Source organism: Flavobacterium sp. PLA-DH12, from assembly GCF_059511845.1.
The window spans coordinates 143,303-160,990 of the sequence record NZ_JCAMPD010000009.1; the positions used below are offsets into that span (position 1 = coordinate 143,303).

The window sequence follows — 17,688 nt, forward strand, 5'->3', positions numbered from 1 at the left end:
AGAAATGTAAGTCCATTTAAATAGAAATCTCCCCAGTTTTTGCCTTAAATGTTCTTACATTTCTTATATGGTTTAAATTCATCTTTACTATGAATAACCTAAAATTCAACCACACATTCTACAAATTAGTTTTAATGGTTCTGTTGTTTTCCGTTTCCGCGAAAGCGCAAATCCAAAAAGTAGAACCACCATTTTGGTACGCAGGAATGAAAAATTCAGAACTGCAGATTATGTTCTACGGAAAAAACATTGCACAATATGAAGCTTCGGTTTCTAATAATGTTGCAATTAAAAATGTAGAAAAAACAGAAAATCCAAATTACCTTTTCGTAACTATTGATACAAAAGATGTAAAAGCTTCTGAATTGGTTTTCTCTTTCAAAAACAATAATAAAATTGCCTTTAAACAAAAATATGTTCTTAAAGAAAGAAGAGCGAATTCGGCAGAAAGAAAAAGTTACGATGCATCTGATTTGATTTACTTAATCATGCCAGATCGTTTTGCAAACGGAAATCCAAAAAACGATAGCGATGCTTCTTTAACTGAAAAAGGAAACCGTCAAGATCCAAGCGGACGTCACGGTGGTGATATCGAAGGAATCATCAAAAACTTAGATTATATTTCGTCTCTTGGTGCAACCACAATTTGGAGCACGCCTTTATGCGAAGACAACGACAAACAGCATTCGTACCATACTTACGGACAATCTGATGTTTACAAAATTGATCCTCGTTACGGAACTAATGACGATTATGCTCGTCTTTCTGCAGAAATGCACAAAAAAAACATGAAATTGGTTATGGATTATGTGACCAATCATTGGGGAATTACCCATTGGATGATGAAAGATATTCCAACCAAAACATGGTTCAATCAATTTGAAACTTTCACCCAAACGCATCACCGTCGTGAAGTAATTACAGATATTCACGCTTCAAAAATAGATCAGGAAGTTTGTGTTGACGGTTGGTTCGTTCCTTCAATGCCAGATTTGAATCTTAGAAATCCTCTTGTTGCAAAATACTTAACTCAAAATGCCATTTGGTGGATTGAATTCGCAAATCTTGACGGATTCAGAGTGGATACTTATAATTATTCGGATAAAACTGCTATGGCAAATTGGGCAAAAGCCATTACAGATGAATATCCTAATTTTAATATTGTGGGAGAAATCTGGATGCACAATCAGGCGAATTTAGCTTTTTGGCAGAAAGACAGTAAAATTGGCGCTATCGAAAACTACAATTCGAATTTACCAAGTGTAATGGATTTTACCCTTCAAAGTCAGATAACTTCTGCTTTCAGTGAAGATGAACCAAACTGGGACAGCGGATTGATTAAATTCTACAACAATTTTGCTATGGATTTTTTATATCCAAACACCAATAATATTTTGGTTTTTTCCGAAAATCACGATACAGATCGTATCAATGAAAAGTTCAAATATGATTTACCAAAATACAAACTTGCAATGACTTTATTAGCAACAGTTCGTGGAATTCCTCAAATTTATTACGGTTCAGAAATTGGAATGGGCGGTGATAAAGGTAAAGGTGGTGATGCCGATATTCGTCAAGATTTCCCAGGCGGATGGGCTGGCGATAAAAACAACGCTTTTACAAAAGAAGGAAGAACTGCCGAACAAGCTGCCTATTTTGATTTCTCTTCAAAATTGTTCAACTGGAGAAAAACAAACGAAGCAGTTCATTTCGGAAAAATGACACATTATATTCCAGAAAACAATACATATGTTTATTTCAGATATACTGATACTAAAACCGTAATGGTGGTTTTCAATAACAATGCAAAAGAGCAGGTTGTAAAAACAAATCGTTTCAAAGAAAGCATTAAAAACTACAAATCTGGTAAAGATATTATAACAGGAAAAACATTCGATTTAGCCTCTGAAATTACTTTAGAACCAAAATCAGCTTTAGTTTTAGAATTAGAATAAAGCTTAACCGCGAAGTTCGCAGTATCTTTTTGCCACAGATTATAAAGATTAGCACAGATTTGTTTGCCACGAATTTCACTAATTTTCACAAATTTAAATATAATAAATTAATTCGTGGAGATTCGTGTAATTCGTGGCAAAAGAAAAAAATCATTTTAATCTGTGTAATCTGTGGCTATTTTTTTCAACATGATGTTTATCTAAAAAACTCTTAAATAATGAAAAAATACACTTTCCTTTATCTATCTTTAGTATACTTAATAATGAGTTGTTCTGGCTCAAAATCAGTTACAATGAATAATACTTCAAAAACACCTTTCGTTTGGGAAGGAGCAAATGTTTATTTTTTACTTACAGATCGTTTTTACAACGGAGACACTTCTAACGACGTCAATTTCAACCGAACCAAAACTCCCGGAAAACTACGCGGATTTGAAGGCGGTGACATCATCGGAATTGCAAAAAAAATTGAATCAGGATATTTTGAAAAATTAGGAATTAATGCCATATGGCTTACGCCGATTGTCGAACAAATTCACGATGGCGTTGACGAAGGAACCGGATTGAGTTATGGCTTTCACGGCTATTGGGCAAGAGACTGGACGGCCTTAGATCCTAATTTCGGTACCAAAGAAGATTTGGCAAAACTGGTTAAAAAAGCACACGAAAAAGGCATCAGAATAATTCTTGACGGCGTAATTAATCATACAGGACCAGTAACTCCAGAAGATCCCGTTTGGCCTTCAGATTGGGTAAGAACTGGCATAGTTTGCGATTATAAATCTTTCGAAAATACCACAATGTGTACTTTGGTTGACAATCTTCCAGATGTAAGAACCGAAAGCAATCAAGAAGTTCAACTCCCTCCTTTTTTAGTTGAAAAATGGAAAAAAGAAGGCCGTTATGAAAAAGAAATCGCTTCATTAGACGAATTCTTTAAAAGGACAGGTTATCCAAGAAGTCCAAAGTATTACATTATAAAATGGCTCACCGATTATATTCTAGAATTCGGAATTGATGGTTACAGAGGAGATACTGTAAAACATACTGATGAAAACGTCTGGGCAGATTTCAAAAAAGAATGTGAGTACGCTTTTGAAACTTGGAAAAAACATCATCCGATGCAGGTTTTAGACCAAAACCCTTTTTTCACCATTGCGGAAGTTTACGGTTATGGAATCAGTGGCGGTCAAGATTATGATTTTGGAGATAGAAAAGTAAATTATTTTCAGAATGGTTTCAATAGCATGATCAATTTTGAATTCAAATGGAATGCCGGACAAAATGATTATGAAGGTTTATTTTCGAAATATTCGAACGCTTTAAACAACGACTTAAAAGGATATTCGGTCCTTAATTATATGTCTTCGCACGACGACGGTCAGCCTTTTGATGCTAACCGAACCAAAAGCATTGAAACAGCCAATAAATTATTGCTTTCTCCGGGAATGTCACAAGTTTATTATGGCGATGAATCGGCTAGATCTTTAGTTGTTGAAGGCACTCAAGGCGATGCAACTTTACGCTCGAATATGAATTGGGATGCTATTCAGAATAATCCTGAAACGCAGAAAACACTTTTGCATTGGCAGAAATTAGGACAATTTAGACGAAATCATCCTGCAGTTGGAGCGGGTGTTCACCAATTAATTAATGCCAATCCTTATACTTTTTCGAGAATATTTACAAAAGGTGCTTTTACAGACAAAGTAGTTATGGGAGTAGATTTACCAAAAGGCAGAAAAGAACTTCCAGTTGGTGACGTTTTCCCCAACGGAACTAAATTAAAAGACGCTTACTCGAATCAGGTAGTTGAAGTGATTGATGGAAAAGTGATTATCAACAATGATTTTGACATTGTTTTATTAGAAGAGATTTAAAAATATTTTTTCTCTCGCAGATTTAGGAGATTATGCAGATAATTAAAAAAGTAATCTGCCGTATCTGCAAAATCTGCGAGAGACATAATTTAGCACAGATTTTAAAAATCATTTTAATCCTTTAATCTGCGGCTATTATTTTTCCTTTGCTCCTTTGTACCTTTGCAACTCTGAACCTTTATAAAATGAATGTTTTAAAGATTGCACATCGAGGCGCCGATGCCTACGAACCTGAAAATACTTTACAAGCTTTTCAAAAAGCCTTAGACTTAAATTCAGACGGAATAGAACTCGACGTTCATTTAAGCGCTGACGGACATATAATCGTAATTCACGACGAAACCATCGATAGAACAACTAATGGAAAAGGAGAAGTAAACACTTTCACTTTAGCTGAGCTAAAATCATTTTTGATTGATGGAAAGCATCAAATCCCAACTTTAAACGAGGTTTTTGATTTGGTTGACAAAAAATGTTTAATCAATATCGAATTAAAAGGCTTAGGAACTGCACCGAAAGTTGTTGCATTAATTGAGAAATATATCTCAGAAAAAAACTGGAAATACGAGCATTTTATTATTTCAAGTTTTGAATGGAATATGCTGGAAGAAACATCAAACCTAAATCCGAATATCCCAATAGGTGTCTTAACAGAAGAAGATTTAGATAAAGCTCTGGCTTTCGCCGAAAAAATAAAAGCAAAAACCATAAATCCTGATTTTAATTTATTGAATAAAGAAAATGTGCAACAAATGCAGGAAAAAGGATTTCTGGTTTTACCTTGGACAGTAAACACAGAAGAAGACATTCAAAAAGTAAAAAGCTATAAAGTAAACGGAATTATCTCTGATAATCCAGACAAAATATAAAAATAAGCTACGAGAAACTTTGTCAAAGTTTAAAACTTTGACAAAGTTCATCAGGGTTCAATAAATAATTCGTGATCCCGATAGCTATCGGGAGTGGCTAACAAAAAAATATGATCAAAAATTTCGACATAATAATCGTTGGCGGAGGCGCTGCAGGTTTTTTTACCGCAATTAATATTGCAGAGAAAAATCCGAAACTAAAAATTGCCATTTTAGAAAGAGGAAAAGAAGTTCTTTCTAAAGTCCGTGTTTCTGGTGGCGGACGATGCAACGTGACGCACGCTTGTTTTGAACCAAACGAATTAGTAAAATTTTATCCGCGAGGAGAAAAAGAACTTCGAGGGCCTTTTCATCAATTTTGTTCGGGCGATACCATTGAATGGTTTGAAAAACATGGTGTCGAATTAAAAATTGAAGAAGACGGAAGAATGTTTCCAGTTTCGAATTCATCACAAACCATTATAGATTGTTTCTTAAAAGCAACCGAAAAATTAGGTATAAAAGTTTTGACAGGACAAAGTGTACAATCCATTTTCAAAAAAGAAAATCATTGGAAAATTGATACACAAACGGATAATTATGCTGCCGAAAAATTAGTTATGGCAACGGGAAGCAATCCTAAAATATGGGAAATGTTACAGGAGCACGGACATGCTGTTGTAAGTCCCGTTCCTTCCCTATTTACTTTCAACATTAAAGATTCCAGAATTAAAGAATTGCCAGGCGTTGCTGCACAAGTTACCGTAAATGTAAAAGATACCAAACTAGAATCGACAGGCCCTTTGTTAATCACGCATTGGGGAATGAGCGGGCCCGCAATCTTGAAACTTTCAGCTTGGGGCGCACGCATTCTGCACGACAAAAATTATCAATTTACCATTTTCGTGAATTGGCTAAATGATGTTGATTTTGAAGATGCTGAAAAGATCCTAAAAGAATTAAAACAAGAACACGCTAAAAAAGCGGTTTCTAAAAAATCTCCTTTTGATTTTCCAAACCGTTTGTGGGAAAGTTTAGTTTTAGCTTCGGGAATTGATTCGGAAACAAAATGGGCTGATTTATCGAAAATTCAATTGCAAAATCTAACTTCACAATTAACAAAAGCCGAATTTAAAGTTAACGGAAAAAGTACCTTTAAAGAAGAATTCGTTACCGCTGGCGGAATCCATTTAAAGGAAATCAACTTCAAAACAATGGAAAGCAAAATTCACGAAAACCTTTATTTTGCTGGCGAAATTGTAAACATCGACGCCATTACAGGCGGATTTAATTTTCAGAATGCTTGGACAAGCGGATTTATTCTGGCTCAAAATATTTAATACAAAATGAAATTTAAAGGAATTATTTTTGACTTAGACGGAACGCTAGTAGATTCATTACACGATATTTCAGATGCGATGAATAAAGTACTTACCGCCCTAAGTTACCCAACACATAATTACGATACTTACCAATATTTTATCGGAAGCGGTTTACGAAATTTGGTAAGCAAAGCATTGCCAGCCACAAACAATTCTGATGATGAAATCGAAAGTTGTTTTGAATGTATGGTTGATGAATATACTAAAATCTGTACACTCAAAACAAAACCGTATGACGGAATTGTTGAACTGCTTGAAAAACTGACTTCTCAAAACATCAAAATGGCGGTTTTCTCCAACAAAGCCGATGAATTGACGAAGAAAATAGCAACAGAAATATTTCCAAATCATTTTGATACTGCAATTGGTTTAAGCACAGAAGAACTTAAAAAACCTAATCCGTTTGAAGCGATTGAAATCAGTAAAAAATGGAATTTAAAACCAGAAGAAATCCTTTTTGTCGGCGATTCTGATATTGATATGAAAACGGCTGTAAACGCTAACATGTTTCCTGTTGGTGTAACTTGGGGTTACAGAACAGAAGATGAATTGAAATCTAGCGGGGCAAAAGTGGTTATTAATACTGCTTCAGAATTAATCGAAATTTTATAAATGCATCCTTCATTAAAAAAACAAATACTATCGATCGCTTCGTTTTCTGAAAATGAAATCGAAACAATTGCTTCTTGTTTTGAATACGAAAAATTCACAGCCAAAGAATATCTTTCTTCAATGGGAAAAATAAGCAACAAGATTTTCTTTATTGTTGAAGGATTAGCACGAGTTTATTACCTCAAAGACGGAAAAGAAATCACTACGTATTTAAGCTGTGATAACGGTTTTATAGCTTCGTATTCCAGTTTTATAAATCAATCGGTTTCTTTTGAAAATATTCAGTGTATTGAAGATTGTGAAGTCCTTTCGATTACTTTCGAAAAAATGCAGTTTTTGTATAACGAAATTCCAAATTGGGAACGTGTCGGAAGAATTCTTGCCGAACAGAACTACCTATGTATGGCCGATCGTGTTTTAAAACTCCAAATGATTCCTGCCAAAGAAAAATACCAAACTTTTTTAACTTCGGCTCCAGCCAAAATAATGCAGCGAACGCCTTTAATTTATATCGCTTCCTTTCTCGGAATTACTCCAGAATCGTTGAGCAGAATCCGTCAAGACATTTCTTAACATTTATCAAGTGAGTTGAGAAACGGAATTCAAATCTTTGTCAAAATAAAATTTGAAAAAGATGAAGAATATTGCCAAAGATGTTTACCAAATCCCTTTATTCCCAAGAAATGCGATCAATTGTTATTTAATCGAGGATGTTTTAATTGACGCTGGAATTAGAACTTCTTCAAATAAAATATTAAAGTCGATAAAAGGCAAATCCATTGCCAAGCACGCCTTGACGCATGCCCACGCCGATCATCAAGGAAGCAGTAAAATAATCTGCGAAACCTTGAACATTCCTCTTTTTTGCAGCGAACCTGAAAAAGCATTTGCAGAAAACGGAAATGTAATTACAGAATACCCAAATCCGAATCATATCATTTCAAAATTTCAGAAGAACTTTTGGGCAGGAAAAGGACATCCAGTTTCTCAAATCTTAAAAGAAGGCGATCAGATTGGCGGATTCATAGTTATCGAAACTCCAGGACATTCAACCGGACATATTTCTTTTTTCAGAGAAAAAGATGGTGCTTTAATTGTAGGCGATGTGATGACCAATATGAATTTATTGACAACAAAAGTGGGCTTGCACGAACCTCCCCATTTATTTACCGCTGATAAAGAAACCAATAGAAAATCGATTCTAAAATTGGCTTCGCTAAAACCAAAAATACTTTGTTTTGGTCACGGACCTGTTTTATTTAATAATGGAGAACTGGAAAAATTTGTTCAAAACATGTGATGGCTTTATTAACAAGAATTTACATATCCCGTAAGTTTTCATTAAGACTATTCTAATAATTTTACTCTCAACTAATTAATCCTATATGAGAGTAAAATTACTTACCACAATTTCTATTTTCACTTATCAGCTCAGCGTTTCTCAAACAGAAAAACTATTAAACGGAAAAGTTCTTGCACAAAACATTCCGCTTAATAAAGTAGAGGTAATTAACAAAACAGCTAAAACTAGCACCAGAACAAATGAACTAGGTGAGTTTTCAATTTTAGTCCGTCCACAAGACAGCCTTCTCTTTTACTCCAAAGACTATTTCTTTAAAAGATTTAAAATTTCTCAGGAAAACATAGATCAAAACAACATCGTTGTAAATATGATCTTGAAGCCAGAAGAACTAGATGAAGTCTTAATTACAAACATAAAATTTCCTCATGTAGGTCCTGCTCAAGAAGTTTCAGATTCGATTGCATTAATGAGATCTTCTCGCGATTTGCGAAAATATACTGGCGTTTATGATGGTACCATTTCAAATGGAATGAATTTTGGCGCGATGGGAGCTGGTCTTTTAAGTTTGTTTAAAAACGAAGATAGTCCAAATAAAAAAACCAAAAATAAAGTCTCTGAATTGGATTTCAAAACATTCGTCGAAGCAACTTGTCCCTTAGATTTTTTTACAAAAGATTTAAAATTAAATCCTGATGAAAAAGCTCTTTTCCTAGAATTTTGTACAGCCGATCCGCAATCTGAAATTATTCTAAAACAGAAAAACTTACTGTATACAATGGATTTTTTATATGCTAAGAATGAAGAGTTTAAAAAACTGAATTCTGGAATTAAAAACTAAAAATCTGTAAATGAAAGCAAAATTACTTACTACAATTTCTTTATTCACCTATCAGCTTAGTATTTCACAAACCGAAAAATTGCTTCATGGAAAAGTTGTTTCTCAGGAAAATGCGCTTCAAAATGTCGAAGTCATTAATAAAACAGCCAAAACCAGCACGAGAACAAATGAATTTGGAGAATTTTCAATTTTAGTTAAAGAACAAGACAGTATATTGTTTTTTTCCAATAATTACTTATTTACAAGATTGAAACTAACCACGAAAGATCTAGAAAAAAACTATCTCATTGTTGAAATGACTCCAAAAGCTGAAGAATTGGAGAATGTTACGGTTTCTAGATCCGTTTTTAATAAAGCTGAAATTAAAAAAATCGCCAATAATAAGGAAAAAATAAAGGAGATTAAAAATCGTAAACAATTTGACGAAGTGGCTTCAAAATTGAATGTTTATGACGGGAGGATCAAAAATGGACTAGATTTTAGTTACCCCATTTTTGATAAACCGAAGAAAAAAATTGAGCCTCGTGATGACCGTTTTAAGAAACTCGTCATCGCTACTTGTCCTCCGGATTTTTTTATCAAGAATTTGAAAATAAAACCCGAAGAAAAAGAAATTTTCTTAAACTTTTGTAATGCCGATTCAAAATCTAAAACCCTTTTAGAAAAATCAAATGATTTAGAATTGATAGACTTTCTATATACTAAAAATGAAGAGTTTAAAAAGCTGAAGTAGCTTAACTTGAAACAAAGAAAAACCTGAAACTTGAAACTAAATTTTACTTATTCAACCACCAAATACTAGCATTCAAAACTGTCGCAAATCCAACCCAAGCCAAATATGGAATTAATAAATAACCTGAAATTTTATTGATTTTGATGAATTTCAAATACGTTTCATAAATCATTAGCCATAAAAGAACAATTTCGATTAAAGCCAACATCGGATTTTTTAATCCAAAAAATAAATAAGACCAAATTGAGTTTAAAATCAATTGAATTATAAAGAACAGCAATGCTTTTTTAACCTCTTCTGTATTTTCTTTTATTCTATCCCAAACCAACGCCGCTGCAATTGCCATTAAAATATAAATCACAGTCCAAACTGGCATAAAAATCCAGTTCGGCGGATTAAAAACTGGCTTTTCCAGCATTACATACCAAGTTTCAATGCTTGGTTTTGTAACTACTCCGGCAGAATATCCTACTGTTAAACAAATTACTAAAGCTATAGCGATTTTTACGAACTTATTCATTGTATCAAATTTTGAATTCAAAAATAGTCAAAAGAAAAGTTTAAACCATATAAGTGATGTAAGTTCATTTTTAGTAAACCATGCTTATAATTTCTTATATAACTTATATGGTGGAAAAATGAAAAAGTTATCTTTGCCAAAATTTATACTTTCATGTTTACAGCAGCCGATTTTATACCAAATCCATATACTTCAACAATCGAAAACGGAAACTTTGAATGGAGCGCTCCCAGCAACATTGCATTGGTGAAATACTGGGGAAAAAAAGATAACCAGATTCCGGCAAATCCTTCAGTTAGTTTTACTTTAAATAACTGCAAAACAATAACAAAACTTGTCTTTTCTAAAAAAGAAACTCAAGAAAACTTTTCTTTTGATTTACTTTTTGAAGGAAAACCAAAAGAAGATTTCAAACCAAAGATTCAGAAGTTTTTAGAAAGAGTTGAAGTTTATCTGCCGTTTTTGAAAGAGTATCATTTTACAATTGATACGCAGAATACTTTTCCGCACAGCTCAGGAATTGCATCTTCGGCTTCTGGAATGGCGGCTTTGGCAATGAATTTTATGAGTTTGGAAAAACAGCTGAATCCTGAAATGACTGACGAATATTTCTATCAAAAAGCTTCATTTCTAGCTCGTTTAGGTTCTGGAAGTGCTTGCCGAAGCGTAAAAGGAAATGTAGTAGTTTGGGGAAATCAGGCTAATATTGAAGGAAGCACCGATTTATTTGGTGTTGAATTTCCATATACGATTCATGAGAATTTCAAGAATTATCAAGACACCATTTTATTAGTTGATAAAGGTGAGAAACAAGTTTCGAGTACCGTTGGACACGATCTAATGCACAATCATCCGTATGCCGAAAGACGTTTTGCACAAGCACACGAAAATCTAGATAAATTGATTGCCATTTTTGAAAGTGGAAACTTAGACGAATTCATCAAAGTTGTAGAAAGTGAAGCTTTGACTTTGCATGCCATGATGATGACTTCGATGCCGTATTTTATTTTAATGAAACCTAATACATTACAAATCATAAATGCAATCTGGAAATTCAGAAATGAAACTAAGATTCCAGTATGTTTTACGCTTGATGCTGGAGCAAATGTTCATGTACTTTATCCTGAAAACGTTAGCGAAAAAGTACTTCAATTTATTCAGGATGAATTAGTTGTTTTTTGTCAGAATGGTCAGTACATTTGCGACAAAATTGGGAGCGGTGCAATTGCATTATAATTTTCCGTATCTTTAGTTAAATTTTTGGTTATGGACATTCAATTAGAAAAATTAGAACTAATAAAACTTTTAGCAGAAACTGAAAATCCGATTATCATAAAATCTATTCGAAAAATTTTTAAAAAAGAACAGAAAGATTGGTGGGATGATTTGACAAATGAGCAAAAAGCAGAAATTGAAGAAGGAGAAAGACAAATTGAACGTGGTGAATTTGTCGAATATGAAGAAATGATGAAAAAATTTCGTTAATGAAAAGAACAATAGTCTTTTCAAAAAATGCCGAAAGAAATTTATCTGAATTATTTGAATACTTAGAAGGCCGGTGGTCAGAAAGAATAAAAAATAAATTTATATCAAATCTCGACAAAGTAATTTATCTAATACAAATTGAACCTGAAATTTTCCCTAAATCAGAATTAAATAAAAACTATCGTAAATGTGTATTGTCAAGACAAACAACAATTTATTATAAATTCAGTACAAAAAGAGTAGAGATAATAACATTTTTCGACACCAGACAAAACCCAAATAAAATAAAGAAAGACATAAAATAAATCATGAAAGGACCACTATTTTACTCAAAAATATTACTCTTTGGAGAATACGGAATTATCCGCGACTCTAAAGGACTTTCTATCCCTTATAACTTTTACAATGGCGCTTTAAAAAAATCTGAAGAGCCTACAGAAGAAGCGATTTCATCAAATAGAAGCTTAAGAAGTTTTGCTTCTTATCTTCAAGTGCTACATACTCAGCAACCAGAATTGGTTACTTTCGATTTAGAAACTTTAAAAAATGATGTTGAAACTGGAATGTACTTCGATTCTAGTATTCCGCAAGGATATGGCGTTGGAAGTAGCGGTGCGCTTGTTGCAGCTATTTATGATAAATATGCTACCAACAAAATTACTGTTCTAGAGAATCTGACTCGTGAAAAATTATTACATTTAAAAAATATATTTTCTCAAATGGAAAGCTTTTTCCACGGAAAAAGCTCTGGTTTAGATCCGTTAAACAGCTATTTGAGTATTCCGATCTTGATTAACTCTAAAGATAACATTGAGGCAACTGGAATTCCCACTCAGAGTTTTGACGGAAAAGGTGCTGTCTTTTTATTAGATTCAGGAATTGTGGGCGAAACTGCTCCAATGGTTAGCATTTTTATGGAAAACTTAAAAGATAAAGGTTTCCGTGCCATGCTTAAAAACCAGTTTGTAAAATATACCGATGCTTGTGTAGAAAACTTTTTACATGGCGACATGAAATCTTTGTTTACCAATACTAAAAAGCTTTCTAAAGTTGTTTTAAATCATTTTAAACCAATGATCCCAGAACAATTTCATGGAATCTGGCAACACGGAATTGACACAAACGATTATTACCTAAAACTTTGCGGTTCTGGCGGCGGAGGTTATATTCTAGGTTTTACGGAAGATTTAGAAAGAGCCAAAGCGTCCTTGAAAGACTATAAATTAGAAGTAGTTTATCAGTTTTAAAGTTAAACCTCTTAAAATATTGCTATTGAATACCATTTCCTAAACATTTAATCTTAAAAAATTATTGCCTATGAAAAGTATTTTAAAGATTCTCAAAGCAACTTTTTTAGGAGGAATTCTGTTTTTAGTACCACTGGTTGTACTATTAATCGTTTTGGAAAAAGGATATGGTCTCGTACAGAAAACTACACTGCCACTTGTAAGCACTTTACCAAAAGTAAGCGTTTTAGGCCTAGCAATTCAGGAACTTGTTGGAATATTAATCATAATTCTAATTTGTTTTATTGCTGGATTATTGGCAAGAACTGCAGCTGCTGAAAAATTAGTTCAGAAATTAGAAGACGGAATTTTAAGTTTTGTTCCTGGCTATTCATTTATGAAAAGCATGAATGAAAATATATTGGGTTTAGAATCTAAAGACGATTTAAAAGTAATTTTAGTCCCTACAGATGCTGGTTTGCAATTTGCTTTTTTAATAGAGCAAGTCAGTGATGAGAAATTCACCGTCTTTATACCAGATGCTCCAAATCCGTGGAGCGGATCGGTGGTTTTTGTCGATAAAAAAGATATTACAGAAATCGATATTACACAAAAACAAGCTCTAGCCTGCATTCGAAAATTAGGTTATGGATCTGAAGAATTGTTAAAAAACAAGCTTTAGTTTTCAGAATCAAAAAATATACTTTAACTTCCCTAAAAATCAATCCCACTATATCATCTATGTTAAGCAGGCAACAAAAACTTTTAGTAATGAAAATTGTTAGTCTGTTCTCTGTAGTTCGAGGTTATAATATTCCTATTATTGTTTTAGCGCAATATTTATCGGCAATTTTTATACTTGCCCCAGAAATTAGAGCACTAGATATCTTACTTGATCTTCATTTGTTTTTAATTGTTTTTGCTTCCGCTATTACAATTGCTTCAGGATATATCATCAATAATTTTTACGATAGCCAGAAAGATCTGATTAATCGTCCGAATAAATCAATGCTCGATCGTTTGGTAAGTCAGAAAACTAAATTGAATGTTTATTTCAGTTTGAATTTTCTTGCTGTTCTAATGGCTTTTATTGTTTCGTGGAGAGCTTTTTTGTTCTTTTCGGGCTATATTTTTATGATTTGGTTTTATTCGCATAAAATTAAAAAGTATCCAATTATTGGGAATTTAATGTCTGCATTGCTTGCTGTGACACCTTTTTTTGCCATTTTACTTTATTTCTATAATAAGATTTCGTTTGAAGAAATTGAGAATCACATGAGTCATTTTGTGGTGATTTCGGCACATGCAGTTTTCCTGTTTCTGCTTTTGTTGATTCGCGAAATGATAAAAGATCTTGAAAATCTGAAAGGTGATTTGGTAAGTGAGTATAGAACAATTCCAGTTTTATACGGAGAAAAAATTTCTAAGCAAATTATAACAGTTTTGACTTTGTCTACCATTTTACCTGTTTATGTTTTGGTTAATATTTATGACGTGGGCTATATGGATATTTATTTTTACGTCTGTTTTGGAGTTTTGCTTTTCTTCCTAATTTATTTATGGAAATCTGATTCTAAAGAACAATATCTAAAACTTCATAATGTTCTTAAGTTCCTGATTGTATCTGGCGTTTGCTGCATTGTTCTGATTAATCCAAGCGTCTTATGGCATGGTCGCGAATTGATTTCTAATTACTAAGTTTTTTCTCCCATAGAGATTCGCAAAGTATTTTTGTATAACTACGTGAAATTCTTTGTGAATCTTTGCGTAATAATCTATTACAAAAAAGCCAATTACATTGCTTCTGAACATCTTAAAATAAAACGCTATTAATCTAAGAACATTGAACTTAAGATTTATTAGCAGGAAAAAACTATCTTTGCACAAATTAATGATTCTATGAACAACAAGGAAGGCAACAATAAAAGAGGCGGATCGAGACCAAATAGCTCACGACCAAACTCTAACAAGCCAAAACCTCCTATGGCTAAGCGCGCGCAAGGGCCTAAAAAAGTAAAACCTGAAGTTAAAGCTGCTCAGGAAGCTGCTTCTGAAAAATTTAGAAAACAAAATCAGCCAGCTAAGAGACAAAAGGCTTCTGATGAAATTCGTCTGAACAAATACATCTCTAATTCTGGTGTTTGTTCTCGTCGTGACGCCGACATTTATATTCAGTCTGGAAACGTAAAAGTGAACGGTACTGTGATTACTGAAATGGGATATTTGGTAAAACTAAATGATGTTGTAAACTTTGACGGTGTAACATTAACTCCTGAAAAGAAAGAATATATTTTATTGAATAAACCTAAAAACTTTACAACTGCCTTTGATGAAGGCCAGGAATATCGTAACGTTCTAGAACTTGTTCGTGGTGCTACAAATGCAAAAATTGCTGCTGTCGGAAGAATGGACAAAAATACAACTGGTTTGTTATTGTTTACTAACGATACCGATATGATTCGTAAATTTACATTACCGAATCAGAAATCGTCTAAAATATATCAGGTTTCTTTAGACAAAAACTTAAAATTTGAAGATTTAGAAAAAATCAGCAAAGGTTTAGTTCTTGACGGACACCGCGTTTTTGTCGAAGAAGTAAGCTATATTGATAATGAACCAAAAAGTGAAGTTGGTCTTAAGTTGCGTACTGCTAACGTAAAAGTGGTGCGTTCTATTTTTGAATCTTTCGAATATAATGTTTTAAGAATTGACCGTGTTTCGTTTGCTGGATTGACCAAAAAGAATCTTCCTCGCGGAAACTGGCGCTTTTTGACCGATCAAGAAGTTATCAATTTGAAAAACGTGTAAGCGTCTTTCAAATTTAAGTCATAAATGAATCCTGTTTTCTTTATTGAAAATGGGATTTTTTATTTTTAAAAACTAAAGAAATTATGTCCGAAAAGGGTAAAAATAGATCTTCCGATAGATTGGTTTTTGTCTTCTACTGTTTCGTAATTTGAAAAACCTAGTATGATTTTGATTCCGGGCGGAATGCTGTTTAAAATATCTCTTTTTTGATCCTCTAAAAGGAGTTTTAAACTTTCTATTAATTGAAGATTGTATCTTAAGTAAGACATTACAAGTAATGCTGAAAAGTTAAGTATTTCTCTGGCTGTTTCGCTTTTTATTCCAACTTCGTTAGAAACCATTTCTGAAATTCTCCCTTTCTTGTTAGAGAACAATTCTTTCAGCAATACATTTCCTTCTAAACGGTAACAGTCGTCGACTGATAAAATTCTACCTGCATTAAAATCTACTTCTTGATAAAAAGTGGAATCTTCTTGGATTAGAGAAACAATTTCGGAGTAAAAATCAGATTCTTCGGCTTTGTTGTAGAGTCCCATTAAAATTGTGCCGATCGAGACGTCTATTCCCTTGATTAAAAGTGCATCATTCTCAAAATAAAACTTGTTTAACTTGGAGACAACATTAGAAGAAATAAAGCGTCTAAGTTCAATTTGTAGGTTTGGGGTCATACTCATAACTTAAAAAAATGATTATTTATACTTATTTAAAATAACCGATAAAGTGAGGCTTTTCATCGATTATCGTGATAAAAATATAAAATATTTTAACATTTCCAAAAATTAAGTTAAAAATTTAGACAGTCGATTTTCAAGCATTTAGCCCTAAAAAATAGGGAAATGAGTAAATATAAAGCTTGGCGTAGTTATAAGATACGAAAATTATATTCAAAATTTTAAGAGTTTTTTTCAAAAAATCAAAAATATAAGAAAAAGCTTAAAGTCAAAATTACCATTTAGAAAATCAAGTGTCTATTTTGCCAAAGGATAGTCAGAAAAATACCTAGATAAATTACTGAGAAAAAGAAGTTAACAAAACTCGAAGCTAAGAATCCGAGTACAGAGCCAGTAGCCGCTTTCAAAGCGCGTTTGTGATTTTGAGAATCGTATAATAGCTCACCAATTAATGCACCGGCAAACGGTCCAATAATGACTCCAAACGGGATTGGCGCAAGAATTCCAACAATTAAACCAATATTAGTTCCCCAGACTCCGTAAGAACTTCCACCAAATTTTTTAGTCCCTTTTGATGGAATTACGTAGTCTAAAACTGTGATAATTAGCATTACAAGAAAAGTAATCCCGAGAACCCAATAATTGTTTTCTACCGCCTTGGTCAGATAGAGCAATAACAATCCTACCCAACAGCTTGATAATCCGGGCAAAACAGGAAGAAAACTCCCAAAAACACCAACAATTACACATATAAGTCCCAGCAATACCAAAAGTAAATCCATATCATTTTGTAAATTTGTTTTTACAAATTACTACTTTATTTTTTTTCATACAAACGTTAAAATATGTATCTTTAAAATATGAAGTTTAGTAAGCTTCTAAAAGCTTCACAAAAAAATAATCCGTATTTTTGTTCATTCATTCAATTTTAAAACTTTGAGGCAGTTTTTCCCTTTTTTTATATGTATTCTTTTTAATTCTTGTCAATATTTTGAGAAGCAGGTTCCTTCTGAAAAAGAGTTACTTCAAAAAGAGTTAAAATCGATCAATTGGAAAGAAGTAGACGAATATCCTTCTGTTCCTAACTGTGATAAAATTGCCGACAAAAAACTTCGCCAGCAGTGTTTCTTTGAAGTCATGTCGGGTCTTATTCAAGAAAAACTAAACATCGATACTTTGTCTATAATGTATCCAGAGTTGGATACAATCGAAGTCAAAGTAACCGTTTTTCCAAATTCTACCATGAAGTTTGAACCTCAGTTTTCTAAAGATTCTGTAGCTTACGACACCATAAAAATAGACAGCATTTTGCATGCGCGTCTAGTCGATTTCCCAAAAGTAAATCCAGCTATAAAACGTGGAATTCCTGTAAAAACGCAATTTATTCTGCCTGTAATCATAAAAGCAAAAGACGAGAAGTAGTTATA

At 33.0% G+C, this 17,688-nt stretch carries 20 protein-coding genes; 17 read left to right on the forward strand and 3 right to left on the reverse strand.

Annotation, left to right across the window (positions count from 1 at the left end):
- Positions 1–89 precede the first annotated feature (89 nt).
- From AC5ZCW_RS17575 to AC5ZCW_RS17615, 9 genes are all read left to right on the forward strand, one after another.
- Positions 90–1,955 (forward strand): glycoside hydrolase family 13 protein, encoded by a 1,866-nt coding sequence (locus tag AC5ZCW_RS17575; RefSeq protein WP_496121010.1) that lies wholly within the window; start codon positions 90–92, stop codon positions 1,953–1,955.
- A gap of 218 nt (positions 1,956–2,173) precedes the next feature.
- Entirely contained in the window at positions 2,174–3,835 is a 1,662-nt protein-coding gene (locus AC5ZCW_RS17580) for an alpha-amylase family glycosyl hydrolase (RefSeq protein WP_496121012.1), read from the forward strand.
- A 185-nt stretch (positions 3,836–4,020) separates the two neighbouring features.
- On the forward strand, positions 4,021–4,704 hold the full coding sequence (locus AC5ZCW_RS17585; protein WP_496121014.1) for a glycerophosphodiester phosphodiesterase: 684 nt from the start codon (positions 4,021–4,023) through the stop codon (positions 4,702–4,704).
- A 110-nt stretch (positions 4,705–4,814) separates the two neighbouring features.
- Positions 4,815–6,023 (forward strand): BaiN/RdsA family NAD(P)/FAD-dependent oxidoreductase, encoded by a 1,209-nt coding sequence (locus AC5ZCW_RS17590; RefSeq protein ID WP_496121015.1) that lies wholly within the window; start codon positions 4,815–4,817, stop codon positions 6,021–6,023.
- Positions 6,024–6,029: 6 nt separating this feature from the next.
- Entirely contained in the window at positions 6,030–6,677 is a 648-nt protein-coding gene (locus tag AC5ZCW_RS17595; RefSeq protein ID WP_496121016.1) for an HAD family hydrolase, read from the forward strand.
- Positions 6,678–7,250: a Crp/Fnr family transcriptional regulator gene (locus AC5ZCW_RS17600; RefSeq protein ID WP_496121018.1), complete on the forward strand. Its 573-nt coding sequence runs from the start codon at positions 6,678–6,680 to the stop codon at positions 7,248–7,250.
- 61 nt (positions 7,251–7,311) lie between these two features.
- Positions 7,312–7,977, forward strand: coding sequence for an MBL fold metallo-hydrolase (locus AC5ZCW_RS17605; RefSeq protein ID WP_496121019.1), 666 nt, complete (start codon positions 7,312–7,314; stop codon positions 7,975–7,977).
- 85 nt (positions 7,978–8,062) lie between these two features.
- Positions 8,063–8,818 carry a BamP family beta-assembly machinery protein gene (locus AC5ZCW_RS17610; protein ID WP_496121020.1) on the forward strand — a complete coding sequence of 252 codons (756 nt, stop codon included), beginning with the start codon at positions 8,063–8,065 and terminating at the stop codon, positions 8,816–8,818.
- 10 nt (positions 8,819–8,828) lie between these two features.
- Complete coding sequence (locus tag AC5ZCW_RS17615) at positions 8,829–9,551, forward strand: BamP family beta-assembly machinery protein (protein ID WP_496121021.1); 723 nt, start codon at positions 8,829–8,831, stop codon at positions 9,549–9,551.
- Between the two features lie 43 nt (positions 9,552–9,594).
- Here the strand turns inward: AC5ZCW_RS17615 and AC5ZCW_RS17620 are convergent, their stop codons facing one another.
- Positions 9,595–10,071, reverse strand: a complete 477-nt coding sequence (locus tag AC5ZCW_RS17620; RefSeq protein WP_177211192.1) for a TspO/MBR family protein — start codon at positions 10,069–10,071, stop codon at positions 9,595–9,597.
- A 153-nt stretch (positions 10,072–10,224) separates the two neighbouring features.
- Between AC5ZCW_RS17620 and AC5ZCW_RS17625 the strand changes: the two genes are divergently transcribed.
- The 7 genes from AC5ZCW_RS17625 to AC5ZCW_RS17655 all read left to right on the forward strand — a co-directional run bounded on the left by AC5ZCW_RS17625 (position 10,225) and on the right by AC5ZCW_RS17655 (position 15,590).
- Positions 10,225–11,307: a diphosphomevalonate decarboxylase gene (locus AC5ZCW_RS17625; RefSeq protein WP_496121022.1), complete on the forward strand. Its 1,083-nt coding sequence runs from the start codon at positions 10,225–10,227 to the stop codon at positions 11,305–11,307.
- 30 nt (positions 11,308–11,337) lie between these two features.
- The gene (locus AC5ZCW_RS17630; protein WP_278019733.1) at positions 11,338–11,556 is read left to right on the forward strand and encodes a hypothetical protein; all 219 of its coding nucleotides are present in this window, start codon (positions 11,338–11,340) and stop codon (positions 11,554–11,556) included.
- On the forward strand, positions 11,556–11,861 hold the full coding sequence (locus tag AC5ZCW_RS17635; protein WP_496121024.1) for a type II toxin-antitoxin system RelE/ParE family toxin: 306 nt from the start codon (positions 11,556–11,558) through the stop codon (positions 11,859–11,861). The genes AC5ZCW_RS17630 and AC5ZCW_RS17635 overlap by 1 nt, the downstream gene beginning before the upstream one ends.
- Before the next feature lie 3 nt (positions 11,862–11,864).
- Positions 11,865–12,803: a mevalonate kinase family protein gene (locus AC5ZCW_RS17640; protein WP_496121026.1), complete on the forward strand. Its 939-nt coding sequence runs from the start codon at positions 11,865–11,867 to the stop codon at positions 12,801–12,803.
- Positions 12,804–12,873: 70 nt separating this feature from the next.
- Positions 12,874–13,464: a DUF502 domain-containing protein gene (locus AC5ZCW_RS17645; RefSeq protein WP_177211195.1), complete on the forward strand. Its 591-nt coding sequence runs from the start codon at positions 12,874–12,876 to the stop codon at positions 13,462–13,464.
- Positions 13,465–13,523: 59 nt separating this feature from the next.
- Complete coding sequence (locus AC5ZCW_RS17650) at positions 13,524–14,480, forward strand: geranylgeranylglycerol-phosphate geranylgeranyltransferase (RefSeq protein ID WP_496121028.1); 957 nt, start codon at positions 13,524–13,526, stop codon at positions 14,478–14,480.
- A 201-nt stretch (positions 14,481–14,681) separates the two neighbouring features.
- Positions 14,682–15,590, forward strand: a complete 909-nt coding sequence (locus AC5ZCW_RS17655) for a pseudouridine synthase (RefSeq protein ID WP_496121029.1) — start codon at positions 14,682–14,684, stop codon at positions 15,588–15,590.
- Between the two features lie 65 nt (positions 15,591–15,655).
- Here AC5ZCW_RS17655 and AC5ZCW_RS17660 read toward each other — a convergent pair whose 3' ends face one another.
- Both AC5ZCW_RS17660 and AC5ZCW_RS17665 read right to left on the reverse strand, forming a co-directional pair.
- A complete protein-coding gene (locus AC5ZCW_RS17660; RefSeq protein ID WP_008466405.1) occupies positions 15,656–16,258 on the reverse strand; it encodes a DUF937 domain-containing protein in 603 nt (200 codons plus the stop codon).
- A 284-nt stretch (positions 16,259–16,542) separates the two neighbouring features.
- The gene (locus AC5ZCW_RS17665) at positions 16,543–17,043 is read right to left on the reverse strand and encodes a DUF456 domain-containing protein (protein ID WP_496121031.1); all 501 of its coding nucleotides are present in this window, start codon (positions 17,041–17,043) and stop codon (positions 16,543–16,545) included.
- 154 nt (positions 17,044–17,197) lie between these two features.
- Here AC5ZCW_RS17665 and AC5ZCW_RS17670 point away from each other — a divergent pair, with 154 nt between their 5' ends.
- Positions 17,198–17,683, forward strand: coding sequence for a hypothetical protein (locus AC5ZCW_RS17670; protein WP_496121032.1), 486 nt, complete (start codon positions 17,198–17,200; stop codon positions 17,681–17,683).
- Positions 17,684–17,688 lie beyond the last annotated feature (5 nt).

Excerpts from the sequence above, each read along its gene's own strand:
- AC5ZCW_RS17575 (WP_496121010.1), top strand. The coding sequence starts at position 90 with ATGAATAACCTAAAATTCAACCACACATTCTACAAATTAGTTTTAATG.
- AC5ZCW_RS17580 (WP_496121012.1), top strand. The coding sequence starts at position 2,174 with ATGAAAAAATACACTTTCCTTTATCTATCTTTAGTATACTTAATAATG.
- AC5ZCW_RS17585 (WP_496121014.1), top strand. The coding sequence starts at position 4,021 with ATGAATGTTTTAAAGATTGCACATCGAGGCGCCGATGCCTACGAACCT.
- AC5ZCW_RS17590 (WP_496121015.1), top strand. The coding sequence starts at position 4,815 with ATGATCAAAAATTTCGACATAATAATCGTTGGCGGAGGCGCTGCAGGT.
- AC5ZCW_RS17595 (WP_496121016.1), top strand. The coding sequence starts at position 6,030 with ATGAAATTTAAAGGAATTATTTTTGACTTAGACGGAACGCTAGTAGAT.
- AC5ZCW_RS17600 (WP_496121018.1), top strand. The coding sequence starts at position 6,678 with ATGCATCCTTCATTAAAAAAACAAATACTATCGATCGCTTCGTTTTCT.
- AC5ZCW_RS17605 (WP_496121019.1), top strand. The coding sequence starts at position 7,312 with ATGAAGAATATTGCCAAAGATGTTTACCAAATCCCTTTATTCCCAAGA.
- AC5ZCW_RS17610 (WP_496121020.1), top strand. The coding sequence starts at position 8,063 with ATGAGAGTAAAATTACTTACCACAATTTCTATTTTCACTTATCAGCTC.
- AC5ZCW_RS17615 (WP_496121021.1), top strand. The coding sequence starts at position 8,829 with ATGAAAGCAAAATTACTTACTACAATTTCTTTATTCACCTATCAGCTT.
- AC5ZCW_RS17620 (WP_177211192.1), bottom strand. The coding sequence starts at position 10,071 with ATGAATAAGTTCGTAAAAATCGCTATAGCTTTAGTAATTTGTTTAACA.
- AC5ZCW_RS17625 (WP_496121022.1), top strand. The coding sequence starts at position 10,225 with ATGTTTACAGCAGCCGATTTTATACCAAATCCATATACTTCAACAATC.
- AC5ZCW_RS17630 (WP_278019733.1), top strand. The coding sequence starts at position 11,338 with ATGGACATTCAATTAGAAAAATTAGAACTAATAAAACTTTTAGCAGAA.
- AC5ZCW_RS17635 (WP_496121024.1), top strand. The coding sequence starts at position 11,556 with ATGAAAAGAACAATAGTCTTTTCAAAAAATGCCGAAAGAAATTTATCT.
- AC5ZCW_RS17640 (WP_496121026.1), top strand. The coding sequence starts at position 11,865 with ATGAAAGGACCACTATTTTACTCAAAAATATTACTCTTTGGAGAATAC.
- AC5ZCW_RS17645 (WP_177211195.1), top strand. The coding sequence starts at position 12,874 with ATGAAAAGTATTTTAAAGATTCTCAAAGCAACTTTTTTAGGAGGAATT.
- AC5ZCW_RS17650 (WP_496121028.1), top strand. The coding sequence starts at position 13,524 with ATGTTAAGCAGGCAACAAAAACTTTTAGTAATGAAAATTGTTAGTCTG.
- AC5ZCW_RS17655 (WP_496121029.1), top strand. The coding sequence starts at position 14,682 with ATGAACAACAAGGAAGGCAACAATAAAAGAGGCGGATCGAGACCAAAT.
- AC5ZCW_RS17660 (WP_008466405.1), bottom strand. The coding sequence starts at position 16,258 with ATGACCCCAAACCTACAAATTGAACTTAGACGCTTTATTTCTTCTAAT.
- AC5ZCW_RS17665 (WP_496121031.1), bottom strand. The coding sequence starts at position 17,043 with ATGGATTTACTTTTGGTATTGCTGGGACTTATATGTGTAATTGTTGGT.